Below are 13,977 nucleotides of genomic sequence, written 5' to 3' on the forward strand. Positions count from 1 at the left end.
ACACCCGGGCCCGCCGTGGGGACGGGCCCGGGTGTCGATCGGATGGGTGCTACTCGGCGACGTCGGCGCGGGCGGCTGCCCAGCGCTCGTTGAGGTCGGCGAAGGCGCTCTCCTTGTCGCCGTCGGCTGCGCCGCGGGCGACGTCGATGAGCTTCTGGCGGTAGGTGTTGCCGAAGAGGTCGATCTCAGCGGCATTCGCGATGTCGTTGATCACGGCCTCCTTGCCCACCGGGTCCGGAGCGAGCTCCAGGTAGGTGACGCCGAGGTCGGAGAAGTCGGCCAGCGTGTCGGGTGCCGGGTCGCTGATGACGGGGCTGATGGCACCCTGGCTGGCGGCGAACCCGGACTCGTTCGTGAACCAGTCGATCCAGGCCTTCGCGGTCGCCTTGTTCTTCGAGTACTTGCTGACCGCCAGGAACTTGTCGGAGGCGGTGACGGAGGTGAACCCCTCGTCGGTCTTCCACGGCATCGGCCAGAAGCCGATCACGTCGCGGGACTCGCCGGCCTTCTCGGCGGCGTCCTGCATCTGCGAGACGGCCCATGAGCCGAGCACCATCGAGCTGATCTCACCGGAGGCGAGGAGGTTCTTCGACTCCTCCCAGTTGGTGGTGGTGGGGTCCGGCTCGCTCAGGCCGGCGGCGACGGTGTCGAAGAGGAGACCGTCGATGTTGTACTGGTCGTTGCCCTCGGTCCAGGGACTGTCGGTGGCGATCATCTCCGTGCGGACCTTCGGGCCCTGCACCGCGCCGAGGTTGCCTTCGAGCGTCGCGAGCGGCCAGCCGTCCTTGTAGTTCGTGTAATACGGGATCGAGCCGTTCGCCTTGATCTTCTCGAGTGCGGCGAGGTACTCCTCCTCGGTGGCGGGCGGCTCGGTGATCCCGGCCTTCGTCCACACGTCGCGGTTGAAGACGTAGCCCATGGCGGAGCCGAAGGTCGACACGCCATAGGCCGTGCCGTCGAAGGAGGCCTCGTTCGCGAAGCGGTAGGTCTTGGACTGCTCCTCGGTGCTGCCGAGCGGCTCGAAGAAGTTCGCGTACTGGTCCTTCGTGACGTTCGACGAGGGGATGAGGAGCACGTCGCCGTAGTCCTTCGAGTTGAGGCGGATCTTGGCATCGCCCTCGTAGTCGGTCAGAGCCTCGAACTTGACGGTGGTGCCGGGGTACTGCTTCTCGAACTCGGTCGCGTAGTCCTTGAAGGTGGTGTCGACGAGGTCGGTGCGGTTCGTGAGGACGGTGATCTCGCCGCTCGGGTCGCCGTCGTCGTTGGCGGCTCCGCCGGAGCAGCCGCTGAGGACGAGTGCCGCGGCCGCAGCCGTTGCGGCGAGGCCGATGATCGGTCTCCGGGACATGGGAACTCCTTCGTTCGGGGGGCGAAGGGCCGGGTCGCCTCGTCGCTCGCTGTCCAGCATCGTCTGCCGCCCAGCACTCGTCAAGAGTAAACATTATTAATTTATATAACAAATCGATCACAGGAAATCCGCCCGCCGGTCACCCTCGAAGCCTCAGGCGACGGGGACGGGACCCGAGGTGGAGCGCTCGATGACCACGGCGTGCGGCGCTTCCCGGGTGGCGCCTGGACGACCCGCCAACAGCTCGAGCAGCTCCTCGCCCGCCATCTCGCCGATGCGTTGCACGTCGTGGCTCAGCGCCGACATCGGCGGGTCCGACAGCTGGCACTGCGCCGAATCGTCCCAGGCCACGATCGAGAGGTCGTCGGGGACGCGCAACCCCGCCTCCTGCACCGCCTGCAGCCCGCCGAGCGCCATCACGTCGCTGTCGAAGACGACCGCCGTCGGCCTGGGGTCGCGCGCGAGCAACGCCTGCATGGCCTGGAGGCCGGACGCCCGGGAGTAGTCGCCGCCGATCGACACCGTCTCCACGTCGGGCCGGTCGGAGGCGAGGGTGAACGCCTCCATCCGGGACAGCGTGTGGGTGAGTTCGCGCGGACCCGTGACGTGTGCGAGCCGTCGGTGCCCGAGCGAGACGAGGTGGTCGACGGCCTCGTGCATCGTGACCGCGTCGTTGGTCCAGACCGCCGGGAGACCCTGCGCGGTCGTCGGTGCGCCGATCACGATCGCCGGGATCCCGGACCGCTCGACGAAGGCCACCCGCTCGTCGTCGTCGATGAGGTCCACCAGGATGACGGCGCTCACCGTGCCGTCCTGCTGCCAGCGTCCGAGCTGCAGCAGCTCCTCCTCCCGCGTCGGCAGGACTCGGAGCAACACGGACAGACCGTGCGGGCGGACGACACGATCGATGCCGGCGATGAGCTCGTGGTAGAACGGCTCCGCGCCGTAGATCTCCGAGGCCCGGAACAGCGTGAGGCCGATCGGCCGGGGCTGCGCGATAGTCTGTTCGGCGTCGAGACCCATCGGGACGCGGCCTTTCGTGAGGAGTGGTCGTGTGGCCCTCACACTACGCGCTCGAACATCGTCGGGAGGGACAGTTGGCCAGACGAGAGTCCGTGCAGTCGGGCCCCGGGAGCCAGGCGCTCATCGTCGACCTCATCCGCTCCGCGGGCACGATCAGCCGCACCGAGCTCACGGAGGCGACCGGCCTCACCCAGCCTTCGATCTCCAACATCGTGCGTCGGCTCATCGAGGACGGACTCGTCCGCGAGACCGGACGGGCGGCACCCCGAGGCGGCAAGCCACGGACCCTCCTCGAGATCAACGCGAGCGCCAAGTACGGCGTCGGGATCCAGCTCGGGTTCGAGTCGATCACGCTCGTCGCAACCGACGTCCGTGGTGGTGTGGTCGGCCGGCAGCTCGTCGACGGGGCGGGTTCGGCCACCCCGGAGCAGGTGACCGACCGACTCGTCACGCTCTATCGTGACTTCGTCGCCGGCGTCGGCCTCGCAGCCCCGTCGATCGCGGGCGTCGCCGTCGTCGCTCCCGGCCCGATCGCCCAACTCGGCGGCGTGCTGCTCGGACCGCCGACGCTCGTCCGGTGGGACGACTTCCCACTGCAGCAGGCGTTGCAGGACAGCCTCGACGTGCCGGTGGTCGTCGACAACGACGCCGCCGCAGCGGCCGTCGGCGAGTTCTGGAGCCGCCAGGTGTCGCGCACGGAGTCCTTCGCCTGCGTCTACATGGGCACCGGGATCGGGGCGGGCATGGTGTTGGGTGGCGCGCTCTACCGCGGGGCGAGCTCGAACGCCGGGGAACTCGGCCACATCAGCATCGAGGTCGACGGTGTCCCCTGCCACTGCGGCAACCGCGGGTGCTTGGAGCGCTACGCCGCACCGGCAGCCGTGATGGCGGCGGCAGCGGCTGCACGGGACCGACTCGGCGACCTGGGCCTCGGTTTCGCACCGGACACACTCAGTCGCGACTTCGACCAGCTCGCCCGAGCCGCCGTCAGCGGCCATGACGTGGCGCTCGACCTCATCCGGTTCTCCGCCGACCGCGTCGCTGCCGCCACGGTGACGCTCGCGAACCTGCTCGACCTCGATCGACTCGTCCTCGCCGGCCCCGGGATGGCGGTCGCCGGTTCGCTCTATGCGCGTGCGATCCGCGAACGCCTCGACCAACGGTTCTTCGCCCGACGGGCCCACCCGATCATGGTCGAGCTCTCCGCCAACCCGCGCGATGCGGCCGCGATCGGCGCCGCATCACTCGTCCTGCAGGGCACCATCGCACCAGGACACGGGCCGGCACTCACCCGCTGACAGCGCGTCGATACATCGCCGGCGGAACGACTCCCGCCCGCTTCGGGGAACCCTGCCGGCGCCGTGCGCTTACGCTGGATGGGAACCGACACAGCCCTGGGAGGTCGCGCGATGAGCCGGGAACACGACGCCGCTGCGGCGAACGGTCTGGCGATCGCCCTCCGCGCGCCCGTGCCCTCGGACCGGCTCCAGGCCGCACTCGCGGCGGGCACCAGCCCGAAGACCACCTACATCGAGGTCCTCGTCGACCGCTGCGCCGTCGAGCCCGACTTCTTCGTGCGCGACATGCTCACCTGGGCGCTCGTGCGGCACGACCCCGAGGTGACCGTCCCTCGCTTGATGGAGGAACTCGGGTCGGTCTTCCCACAGGCACGCAGCCAGGCGCTGCACACCCTCTCCAAGACCGGAGACCCACGCACCTGGTCGGCCATCACCCTGGCGCTGCTGGAGGACGAGGAGGATCAGGTCGCCCGAGCCGCCTGGCGCACCGCCGCAGGGGTCGTCCCGGAGCGGGAGGCGTCGGCGCTCGCCGAGCTGCTGGCGAAGCAGTTCGGCCGGGGCGACCGCGAGGTGCAGCTCAGCCTCACCCGCGCGTTCGCCACGATCGGCGAGCCCTCGATCGAACCCGTCGAACAGACGGCCGCATCCGAGACGTTTGAGCGAGAGGCCCGTGCACACGCTCGCGCGACCGCCCGGATCCTCCACGACCCCGAACTCGACTTCGACGAGGCGATGCAGGAGGCCCAGCACGCGCTCCGCCACGGTGACTGAGCCATCATCCCGGTCATTGAGCCTGTCGAAATGCCCTTCGACAAGCTCAGGGACCGGAGGGGGGGCCGGGCCTGACTCAGCTGAGCCGGGCCGTGCGGAGCGTCGCGGTCGCGCTGTGCGCCGCCATGCCCTCCGAATCGGAGATGACCTGCACCGCGTCGGCGAGCTCGGGTGTCGCCGCCTCGGCGATCCGCTGGTAGGTGAGCGGCTTCAGGAACCGCGACACCGAGAGCCCGGCACTGTGCTTGGCGCCACCGGCGGTCGGGAGCACGTGGTTCGTGCCGGCCATGCCCTTGTCCGAGTAGGCGACGGTGCTCCACGCGCCGAGGAAGATCGATCCGTAGTTGAGCAACCGCTCGTGGTACCAGACGTCGTCGGCCGTGATGACCTCGAGGTGTTCCGGGGCGAGGTCGTCCATGAGCGCCGCGGCGGTCTCGCGGTCGTCGGCCACGGTCACGGAGCCGTAGTCTCGCCAGGCGGGCCCGCAGATCGACTCGGTGGAGAGCGTCGGGAGTTGGCGTTCGACCTCGGCGATGACCGCGCGGCCGAGCTCCTCCGACGTCGTCACGAGCGCGGCCGGTGAGTTCGGTCCGTGCTCGGCCTGGCCGAGCAGGTCCGCGGCCACCAGGATCGGGTCCGCGGTCTCGTCCGCGAGTACGGCCACCTCGGACGGACCGGCGAGGAGATCGATCGCGACCGTGCCGAACAGCTGCCGCTTGGCCTCGGCGACGAAGGCGTTGCCCGCACCGACGAGCATGTCGATCGGCAGCTCGCCGAGCAGACCGTAGGCCATGGCGGCGAGCGCCTGGACACCGCCGAGGACGAAGACGCGGTCGACACCGGAGACGTGCGCGGCGTAGACGACGGCGTCGTTCGCGCCGCCGTCGGGCTGCGGCGGGGTGCAGGCGATGACCGTCGGCACACCGGCCTGCTTGGCGACGCCGACCGTCATGAACGCGCTCGCGGTGAGCGGGAAGCGTCCGGCCGGAAGGTAGGCGCCGACGCGGGAGACGGGCACGTACTTCACGCCCGTGACGAGTCCGGGGACGAGCTCGGTCTCGAAGTCCTGCAGGTGGGAGCGCTGCTCCCGGGCGAAGGCCCGGGTGCGCTCGCCGCCGAGGTCGATGGCTGCGCGGAGGTCCGCGGGGAGGCGGTCGCCGCTGGTCGCGATCTGCTCGCGCGTGAGCTCGACGTCGCCGCCCTCGTACCGGTCGAGCCGTCGCGCGGCGTCGAGCACGGCGTCCATGCCGCGCCGCTCGATGTCGAGGAGCATCGCGGAGACGGTCTCGATGACGGCCGGGTCGCGCTGCGCCGGTGGGGCGTCGACGAGCGGGGTCTTGAGGTGACGGAAGGAGCCGTCGAGGGACTGGAGCACGGGAGGGCTGAATCGCATGCTGCGAGCGTACGAACGCGGCGCGGGGGCGACAACGGGGGACGTGCCTGCGCGAGCCATCGGGTCACCCGATACGCCGGTCCGCGGGCGACGCTCAGCGTCTCGGGGTGGTAGCGATCACCTGGTCGGGCTCCGCCGCCGCGAGCAGGGTGTGCTCGGCGAGTTCGGCGATCCGCGCGGTGGCCGGCGACAGGTAAGCGCCCTCGCGCTGGACGAGCGCGATCGTGTCGTAGAGCGGCTCGGCGAAGGGGGTGAGCGCCAACTGCTCCGGGAATCCGCCGGTGCGGGCGACCGTGCCGGAGACGATCGTGTCCGCGGCCCCTGTCGCGGCGAGGCTCAGGGCGGTCTCCACGTGCTCGACCTCGACGGCCGGTTCGATCGACCGCCCTTGCAGGCGAGCGCGCTCCAGCAGTTGGAGCCGCGTGGGGTCCCTCCACCCGGCGTAGGCGTCGTAGAGCACGAGCTTGGCGTCGGCGAACTCGTCGATCCCGACCGGGCCCGCCGCGGGATCCCTGGTGGTGGAGGCGTAGAAGACCTCGTCGCGGAAGAGGGGCCGGATGGCGAGGCCCGCGACGGGCACCGGGAGGACGACGAGCCCGGCCTCGATCTCGCCGCTCGCCACGGAGTCCGCGACGAGTGCCGAGTTCAACCCCACGAGTCGCACGCGCACGTTGGGGTAGCGCTGGTGGAAGCGCTGCACCAGGTCGGACAGCTCGTAGTAGGCGGCGTTGCGCAGGACGCCGAAGGTGCACACGCCGCCGTCGAGGGAGGTGATCGCCGAGAGCGCGTCGAGTCCACCGTCGATCGCGGCGACCGCGCGTCTGGCGTGCTCGCGCAGCTCCTCGGCGGCCGCCGTCGGGACGAGCCGACGCGCGCCGCGGGCGAACAACTGCAGGCCGATCTCGCGCTCGAGGCGGCTGACGAGCTCCGACACGGAGGCCTGACTGCTGTCGAGCTCGGCGGCTGCGGCGGTGAAGGAGCCGCTCTCGTAGGCGGCGAGGAAGGCGCGGAGTTGCGCGAGGGTCATGCGGTCAGCCTAGCGAGGAGCGTTCTCCCGTCACTGCGCCGTACAGCTCGGGGCGCCGGTCGGCGAGGACGTCGTTGCGCGGACCGATCCGGGTCGCGCCCCGGTCGATGCGGACGGTCGCGTCCACCCGCCCGCGCTCGTCCTTCCGCCCGACGGGCCAGCCGTCGGCCGGGATGATCGTGGTGCCCTCGGTCCAGGGGTTGCCGGCCTCGGTGCCGGTGCGGTCGCAGCACACGATCGGGATCGCGGACGCGCGCGCCGCCGCCATCGCCTGGACGACCTCGGGTGCCCGCTCGCCCTCCGGCCGCTCGACCAGGGGCCAGTTCGTCGGGACGACGAGGAGGTCCGCTCCCCGGAGCGCCAGACTCCGCGGCACCTCGGGGAACTCGAGGTCGTAACAGACGAGGACGCCGAGCCGGCCGAGCGGCGTCTCGACCACCGGCTGGGTCTCGCGACCCGCCACGAACACGGACTGCTCCTCGTCCCACAGGTGCACCTTCCGGTAGACCCCGAGCACACCCGAGGCGCCGAGGACCAGGGCGCTGTTGCGGATCTCCTCGCCGTCCAGCTCGCAGAACCCGACGACCACCACGGCGTCCTCGGGGAGCAGCGACGCCCACTCGGTGAACACCGACGCGTCGCTCGGGAGCGCGACGGCGCGGGCCGCCTCCGGGCTGCCCAGGTAGTAGCCGCTCGTCGCGAGCTCGGGCAGCACGAGGAGCTGCACCCCGTCGGCGACGGCGTCCCGCATGGCCGCCTCGATCGTGCGCAGGTTGCCGTCGAGGTCGCCGAGGACGGGGGCGAGTTCCTGGGCGCGGACCCGGATGCTCCGAGCGTCGGGCTCGCTGTGGTCGGTTGCCCCCGTGGGGTCGGTGCTGGTCATCCAGCGATCATACGAAGCCCTCGCGGACGGGACCATCGTGTTCCCCGATGGTTGGGATCGGGGCATGGCCGATTGTGCCCGTCCGTGGCCTGCGGATACCGTCGTCGGCACGAGCGAGTCCCCGACCCGAGGCAGACCCCCGCTGCCCGTCGCCCTCCTCGACCGCCCGAGCCCTGGAGGCCAGCCATGGCGACACCCGCCGCCCCCACGTCCACGCCCGGTTCCGCCGCCGGAGCGGGTGACGCCCAGCCGTCCCTCGTCGAATCCCGCTCCATCGACTGGATCCCGCTCGATGAGCGCCACGGTCGCCCGCGCTCGCTGTTCTCGCTCTGGTTCATGTCGAACGCGCAGGTGACGACCCTGGCGACCGGCATGCTCGGCGCCGCGCTCGGAGCGAACCTCGCGACGTCCCTCCTCGCGATCGTCCTCGGCGTGGCCGTCGGCACCGTGTTCACGGCCTTCCACTCCGCACAGGGGCCGCAGCTGGGACTCCCGCAGATGATCCAGTCGCGCGCGCAGTTCGGCTACCGCGGCGTCGTCCTCATCTGCGCGATCGTCGTCTTCAGCCTCGTCGGCTTCAATATGTTCAACCAGATGCTCGGCGCGGACGTCCTCACCATGACGACCGGTGTCGACGCCGGTGCGGGTTGGTACGTGCTCATCAGCGGCGTCGCCGTCCTCCTCGCGATCTTCGGCTACTCCTGGATCCACCGGACGCAGTCGTGGCTCACCGCACTGTTCCTCATCACCTTCGGGCTGTTCACCGTCGTCGTCCCCTTCGTCGTGCCGCTGCCGGCCGACGCGCTGTCGCTCGCGAACTTCAGCTGGGTCGCATTCCTCGTGCAGTTCGGCGGCGCCGCGGCCTACGCGCTCGGTTGGGCACCGTACGTGTCCGACTACTCGCGCTACCTCCCGCCGCAGACGAACCCGGGGCGCGCCCTCGCCTACACCTACGGCGGCGTGTTCGTCGGCGCCGTGTGGCTCATGGGGCTCGGTGCCTTCGTCGCGAGCGCGTTCCAGGGCGCCGACCCGCTCGAAGGTGTCCGAGACGCCGCCGACGCGATCCTGCCGGGTTCCGGGACCTGGCTGCTCGTGGCCGCGCTGCCCGGGCTCATCAGCGTCATCACGGTCAACATCTACGCAGCGTCGATCGAGACGATCACGATCATCGACTCCATCCGACCGGTCCGACCGACACGCACCCTGCGGGTCGTCACCTGCCTCGCGATCGCCACGGCCGCCGTCATCGGCTCGTTGCTCAGCACCGGCGAGTTCCTCGCGAACTTCAGCAGCTTCCTCGTCGTCCTGCTCTACGTCCTCGTGCCGTGGACCTCGATCAACCTCGTCGACTACTACCTCGTGCGGAAGGGCCACTACGTGGTCCGCGACATCTTCACCCCGAACGGCGTCTACGGCGCCTGGGGCTGGCGCGGCCTCCTCGCCTACGCGATCGGCATCGTCGCGATGATCCCGTTCGTGGTCACGGTGTGGTTCACCGGTCCGATCGCGCAGGCGCTCGGCGGTGCCGACCTCGCCCTGTTCATCGGTCTCGCCGCCTCCGCGATCGCCTATGTGCTCCTCTCCCGGTCGCTCGACCTGGACCGCGAGCGGGCCGCGGCGGAACGCGACGTCACCGAGACGGGCCACCAGGCGGTCGCCTTCACGTCTCGACGTCGCTGAGTTCTCGGCGACGCTGACCACCGGCTGACGCTCAGCAGCGCGACGCCACACGATTACACTCGACGACGTGATCGGATCGGACGGGGCAAGCGGAACAGACGCCGTCGAACCGGACACCCGCATCCCGGATCCCGCGCCCCGGCACACACCGCTGTGGACCGTCCTCTCCGCCTGGCTCCTGCGTGTCGAGCGGTGGTTGCAATCGCGCGGCGGCTCCCGCCTCCGTGGCAGGCTGTGGCAGCTCTGGGGGTCCATCGCCGTCGGCGGGATCCTCCTCCTCGTCGGTCCGGTCATCAACCCGCCCCTCACCCTCGACGACCTCACCGACGAGGCATCCGACGTCACCGACACCTGGATCGCCCGTTCCTTCGCGGCCGACTACCGCGTGACCACCGATGAGGACGGCCGGCTCGTCACCGACGTCGAGGAGCGCATCGACGCGTTCTTCCCGAAGGACCTCGACGACCGGACCATCGAGCGGGTGCTCGCGACCGAGTATCAGGGTCACGCCCTCGACCCGTCGGCGATCACGGTGACGTTGGACGGCGTGAAGCAGGACGTGACCCGGGAGCGGGCAGCGGTCTTCCTCCGGCTCGTCGTCGACCCCGGCGAGCAGCTCACGGGGGACCACGAACTCGTCATCCGATACCGACTCTCCGATCTCGCCTACGTCAACACCGACCCGGCCACCGGGCAGCCCGTCGACCTCCTCCGCTGGGACGTCTTCGGGCCCGACCTGCAGCAGGCCGTGGCGAAGCTCGACGTGCGGGTGACCATCCCGCAGGACCTCGACGACCGCCTCGTCCGGCAGCCGTACGGCTCCCTCGCCTGGACCCTCATCGGTGCCGGGCAGTGGCTCAGCCCGGAGGCCGACTCGCCTCCCGGCGAGGTCGCCTACGCGTTCACGAGCGACGACGCGGCCCCACCGCACGCGCAGGCGCGGTTCACCATGCCGTTCGAAGCGGGCTCGATCACGATGCCCCCGCAGTCCTGGATCTTCTGGGTCCAGACCTTCGGGCCCGTCCTGCCGATGCTCGTCCTCGCGGCGACGCTCCTGCTGTCGTTCGCGGCCCGTGCGGTCGCGTGGGGTGATGCCCGCGGACGTCCGTGGTACCTCGCGCAGTCGGAACCGCCGGACGGCATCTCGCCCCGCACCGCGGCGCATCTCCTCCGGTCACCCGCCACGATGGAGCTCGCCGAACGTCTCAAGGACGCCGCGATCAGCGGCACGAAGCAGCAGGCCAAGCGACAGGCGCGCCTGATCGCGGCGGCGGGTGCCGCCAAGCGGGCGGGCCGTCTGGGCGACCGACCCCGCGCGCTGCTCCGATACCTCACCGGGCCGGAACGCGCCGGACAGATCCGAGCGGGTCTCCGCCGCGTCCCGAAGGGCTTCGTCCGCGACTGGTTCATCGCCGCACCGATCGCGCTGACGCTTCTCCAGTGGGGCATCGTCCGGCAGCTCTCCCATCAGACCGTGCTCGCGGTGGTGTGGTGGCCGCTCGCCTTCGTCGCCCTCTCGACCGTCTTCGCCGTCATCGTGCTCGCAATCGCCCTGACCGCCCGGCCGCTGACCCGCAAGGGTGCGCTCGTGAAGCAGCACCTGCTCGGCATCCGGGTGTTCGCCGAGCGGACGCAGCTGCTCGACCGCGCCACCCTGCGCGATCGCCTCCTGCCCTATGCCGTGCTCGGCGCTCCACCTCGGGCGACCGGCCGGCGGGTGGCGGCCCTGATCGCGCCGGAGATCACGATGCCGGCGGCCGCGGCCGATCGTGCCTCGCGCGCCGACGGGTCGACAGCGGGCTTCCTGACCGGTCCGCGCATCGCCGTCCGGGTGCTCGCCGTGCTGCTCGTCGTCGGCGCGATCGTCGCTGTGAACGTCCTCCCGGCACCGTCGCTGGAGTCCGAGACACCCCGTTCCTACACGGGCGACATCCCCGGATCGACCCTCACGACGATCGCGACAGCCGACCTCGATGCGGAGCTCACGCGGACCGACGGCGACGGTGCACGACTGCGCGTGACCGAACGGCTCGGTGTGGACTTCTCCGACGAGGGCTCGGTGCCCGCACAGGTGGTGCGCGAATGGCCGGCCGTGATCGACGGCCAGGACCTGGGCCTCACGGTCGACCGGGTGACGGTCGATGGCGATGACGCGCCCTTCACGACGGAACGCGAGGACGGTCGGCTGCTGGTCCGCACGACCTTCGCCGACGTGCGCACCGGCCTGCACGACGTCGTGATCCAGACGACCGCCACGAGGCCGGCCGTCTCCGCGTCCGTCGATGGACGGGAGGTCGACCGGGTCAGCTGGGTCGGGTTCCTCGACGGCTGGACGAGCGGCGTCGCCTGGGACGAGGACGTCGCGCAGGGACCGTTCCGGCTCAGCTTCACCGCCGACGACGAACTCCTCGACGACGCCGTCGATGCCGGGTGGACCCCCACCGAGGCAGGGACTTGGCGACCGGCGGCGTCCGAGGGCGGGTCGGGCCGCTCGACGGCGACGCTCGATCTCGCGCCGGACGACGACGGCCGGTGGTCACTCGACGTCCGTGGCGACGACCTCGGTGTGGTCCTCGACCTCCCGGCCGGGACGGTCGCCGGTACCGACGCCGGCGCCGCGGCCTGGGCCCAGACGGCGGCGCTGGCACCGGGGCTCCTCACGGTGGTCCTCGCCGGCATCGCGGTCCTCGGTTCCGTGATCGGCGCACTCGGGTCGGCCCGGCGCCGGGCCCCGAAACCGGGTCTCCTCCGCGACGCGGTGCGCTGGCTGACCCCGTCGGCCCTCGCCGCCGCGGTGATCCTGGGCGTCTGGACCCTGAACGGTGTCGCGGGCGACGACCCGTTCGGCGACCTCGTCCTCGGCGGGGTGATCGCCGGCGTCGTGGCGGTCATCGCCTGGTACAGCGTCGTGATGTGGGCCAGGCCGCGCGCTTGACCGCCACGACCCGCGCGACACGGCGGGTCAGGCCCTGTCAGGTCAGGTAGCGTCGCGACCGCTCATCGAGCAGGTCCGAGAACGGCCTCCGATACCTCGCCGGCCGATGCGCCCTTCAGCTCGACCAGGATGATGTGCGTCGGGGTCGTGCCGGTGTTCTCACCGGAGTGCCGCTGCGCGGGCAGCCAGACCGCGTTGCCGGCGTGGAGCTCCGTGTCGAACACCCGCTCGCCCGAGTGCAGTCGGCGGTGGAAGTCGGTCAGCGTGATCATGACGCTGTTCGGATGTCGGTGGGGCACGGTCTGCGTGCCCGGCGTGTCCTGGTAGTCCAGGACACGCACGAAGTCGTTCTCCCACAGGGTCGTGTAGTTGTCGGGATTGCTCACCGTCGGATCGTCGTTGATCATGGCTGAACGGTACGCCGCTCCGGCGCGCTGCGACACCGGTTTTTCGAGCGGGTAGCATCGTCGGATGTCGACCACGCGACCGCCCGAGATCCTCCGCCTCACGGCCTTCGCCGCCGAACCCGGTGGCGGCAATCCCGCGGGTGTCGTCCTCGACGCCTCGGTGCTCACCGACGCCGAGATGCAGGCGATCGCCACCGAGGTCGCGTATCCGGAGACGGCGTTCGTCGTCGACCCGGGTATCGATGGTGACGACCGCCACCTGCGCATGCGCTACTTCTCCCCCGGTGCCGAGGTGCCGTTCTGTGGGCACGCGACCATCGCCACCGCCGTCGCCCTGGCTGAGCGCCGTGGTGTCGGACGCTTCACGCTGGAGACGAACGTCGGACCCCTCGTCGTCGAGACCGCATCCGACGCCGACACGAACGGCGACGCCAGCTCGATCACCGCGTCGTTCACGAGCGTCGAACCCACCGTGCGCGATCTCGACGCCGGGGTCGCCGATCGTCTGCTGTCACTGCTCGGGCTCGAACGCTCCGACCTAGACGAGCAGTGGCCGCTCCGCGAGTCGTTCGCCGGCAACCGACACCCGGTCGTCGCCGTCCGCGAGCAGGAGGTCTTCGACGGGTTCACCTTCGACCCGACCGCCCTGCGCACGCTGATGGACGAGCAGGGTTGGGCTGGGACGGTGACGGTCGTACACGATCACGGGATCGACGCGGACGGCCACCTGCTCGTCGAGGCCCGCAACCTCTTCCCGGTCGGAGACATCACCGAGGATCCGGCGACCGGTTCCGCAGCCGCCTCCTTCGGTGGCTACCTGCGGGCGCTCGGCCTCCTCACCCCACCGGCTCGGATCCTCATCCGCCAGGGCCACCACGTCGGCGCGCCCAGTCTGCTGACGGTCGATGTCCCGGTCACCGGCGGCATCACCGTGACGGGGACGGCGCAGCCGATCGCGGGCCGCGAAGAGTCGACGCGCTAGCATCGAGCCAGTCGCGGTCGGGCGGCCACCCGCTGGAGGGGATGGACATGTTCACAGGCACCAGGTCGAACCGGGGGCGCACCGCAGTCCTCGGTGTCATCGGCGCAGCAGTGCTCGGGTTCGCCCTCGCGGGATGCGCATCCGGAGCCGAGGGCGGCGCCGACGCCTCGACCACAGCGCCTGCCGCCGAGTCGGGCGACGCTGTCGGTGTCGTCGGGGTCTGGGGAGGC

The 13,977-nt window shown here is 70.9% G+C and carries 12 protein-coding genes; 6 read left to right on the forward strand and 6 right to left on the reverse strand.

From position 1 onward, the window contains the following. Positions 1 to 49: 49 nt before the first annotated feature. Both IFU11_RS17155 and IFU11_RS17160 read right to left on the reverse strand, forming a co-directional pair. Entirely contained in the window at positions 50 to 1,348 is a 1,299-nt protein-coding gene (locus tag IFU11_RS17155) for an ABC transporter substrate-binding protein (RefSeq protein WP_192019733.1), read from the reverse strand. A gap of 153 nt (positions 1,349 to 1,501) precedes the next feature. Beyond that, complete coding sequence (locus IFU11_RS17160) at positions 1,502 to 2,371, reverse strand: LacI family DNA-binding transcriptional regulator (protein WP_192019734.1); 870 nt, start codon at positions 2,369 to 2,371, stop codon at positions 1,502 to 1,504. A 29-nt stretch (positions 2,372 to 2,400) separates the two neighbouring features. Here IFU11_RS17160 and IFU11_RS17165 point away from each other — a divergent pair, with 29 nt between their 5' ends. Both IFU11_RS17165 and IFU11_RS17170 read left to right on the forward strand, forming a co-directional pair. Further along, positions 2,401 to 3,669, forward strand: coding sequence for an ROK family transcriptional regulator (locus IFU11_RS17165; RefSeq protein WP_199862358.1), 1,269 nt, complete (start codon positions 2,401 to 2,403; stop codon positions 3,667 to 3,669). A 111-nt stretch (positions 3,670 to 3,780) separates the two neighbouring features. Then, positions 3,781 to 4,440 (forward strand): HEAT repeat domain-containing protein, encoded by a 660-nt coding sequence (locus IFU11_RS17170; protein ID WP_199862359.1) that lies wholly within the window; start codon positions 3,781 to 3,783, stop codon positions 4,438 to 4,440. 76 nt (positions 4,441 to 4,516) lie between these two features. On the opposite strand, the gene hisD is transcribed toward IFU11_RS17170, so the two are convergent. The 3 genes from hisD to IFU11_RS17185 all read right to left on the reverse strand — a co-directional run bounded on the left by hisD (position 4,517) and on the right by IFU11_RS17185 (position 7,743). After that, positions 4,517 to 5,833 (reverse strand): histidinol dehydrogenase, encoded by a 1,317-nt coding sequence (hisD, locus tag IFU11_RS17175; RefSeq protein ID WP_192019735.1) that lies wholly within the window; start codon positions 5,831 to 5,833, stop codon positions 4,517 to 4,519. Between the two features lie 94 nt (positions 5,834 to 5,927). Continuing rightward, positions 5,928 to 6,860 carry a LysR family transcriptional regulator gene (locus tag IFU11_RS17180; protein ID WP_192019736.1) on the reverse strand — a complete coding sequence of 311 codons (933 nt, stop codon included), beginning with the start codon at positions 6,858 to 6,860 and terminating at the stop codon, positions 5,928 to 5,930. A 4-nt stretch (positions 6,861 to 6,864) separates the two neighbouring features. Continuing rightward, positions 6,865 to 7,743, reverse strand: coding sequence for a nitrilase-related carbon-nitrogen hydrolase (locus tag IFU11_RS17185; protein ID WP_192019737.1), 879 nt, complete (start codon positions 7,741 to 7,743; stop codon positions 6,865 to 6,867). 186 nt (positions 7,744 to 7,929) lie between these two features. Here IFU11_RS17185 and IFU11_RS17190 point away from each other — a divergent pair, with 186 nt between their 5' ends. Next, positions 7,930 to 9,423, forward strand: coding sequence for a purine-cytosine permease family protein (locus IFU11_RS17190; RefSeq protein WP_192019738.1), 1,494 nt, complete (start codon positions 7,930 to 7,932; stop codon positions 9,421 to 9,423). A 67-nt stretch (positions 9,424 to 9,490) separates the two neighbouring features. Next, complete coding sequence (locus IFU11_RS17195; RefSeq protein ID WP_192019739.1) at positions 9,491 to 12,358, forward strand: hypothetical protein; 2,868 nt, start codon at positions 9,491 to 9,493, stop codon at positions 12,356 to 12,358. 62 nt (positions 12,359 to 12,420) lie between these two features. Here IFU11_RS17195 and IFU11_RS17200 read toward each other — a convergent pair whose 3' ends face one another. Continuing rightward, complete coding sequence (locus IFU11_RS17200) at positions 12,421 to 12,765, reverse strand: cupin domain-containing protein (protein ID WP_086472808.1); 345 nt, start codon at positions 12,763 to 12,765, stop codon at positions 12,421 to 12,423. 64 nt (positions 12,766 to 12,829) lie between these two features. Between IFU11_RS17200 and IFU11_RS17205 the strand changes: the two genes are divergently transcribed. Both IFU11_RS17205 and IFU11_RS17210 read left to right on the forward strand, forming a co-directional pair. Then, on the forward strand, positions 12,830 to 13,747 hold the full coding sequence (locus IFU11_RS17205; RefSeq protein WP_192019740.1) for a PhzF family phenazine biosynthesis protein: 918 nt from the start codon (positions 12,830 to 12,832) through the stop codon (positions 13,745 to 13,747). A gap of 47 nt (positions 13,748 to 13,794) precedes the next feature. After that, on the forward strand, positions 13,795 to 13,977 hold a 183-nt coding region (locus tag IFU11_RS17210), incomplete at its 3' end, for a hypothetical protein (RefSeq protein ID WP_371742819.1).

Source organism: Plantibacter sp. CFBP 8804 (genome assembly GCF_014841225.1).
GTDB classification, from domain to species: Bacteria; Actinomycetota; Actinomycetes; order Actinomycetales; family Microbacteriaceae; genus Plantibacter; species Plantibacter auratus.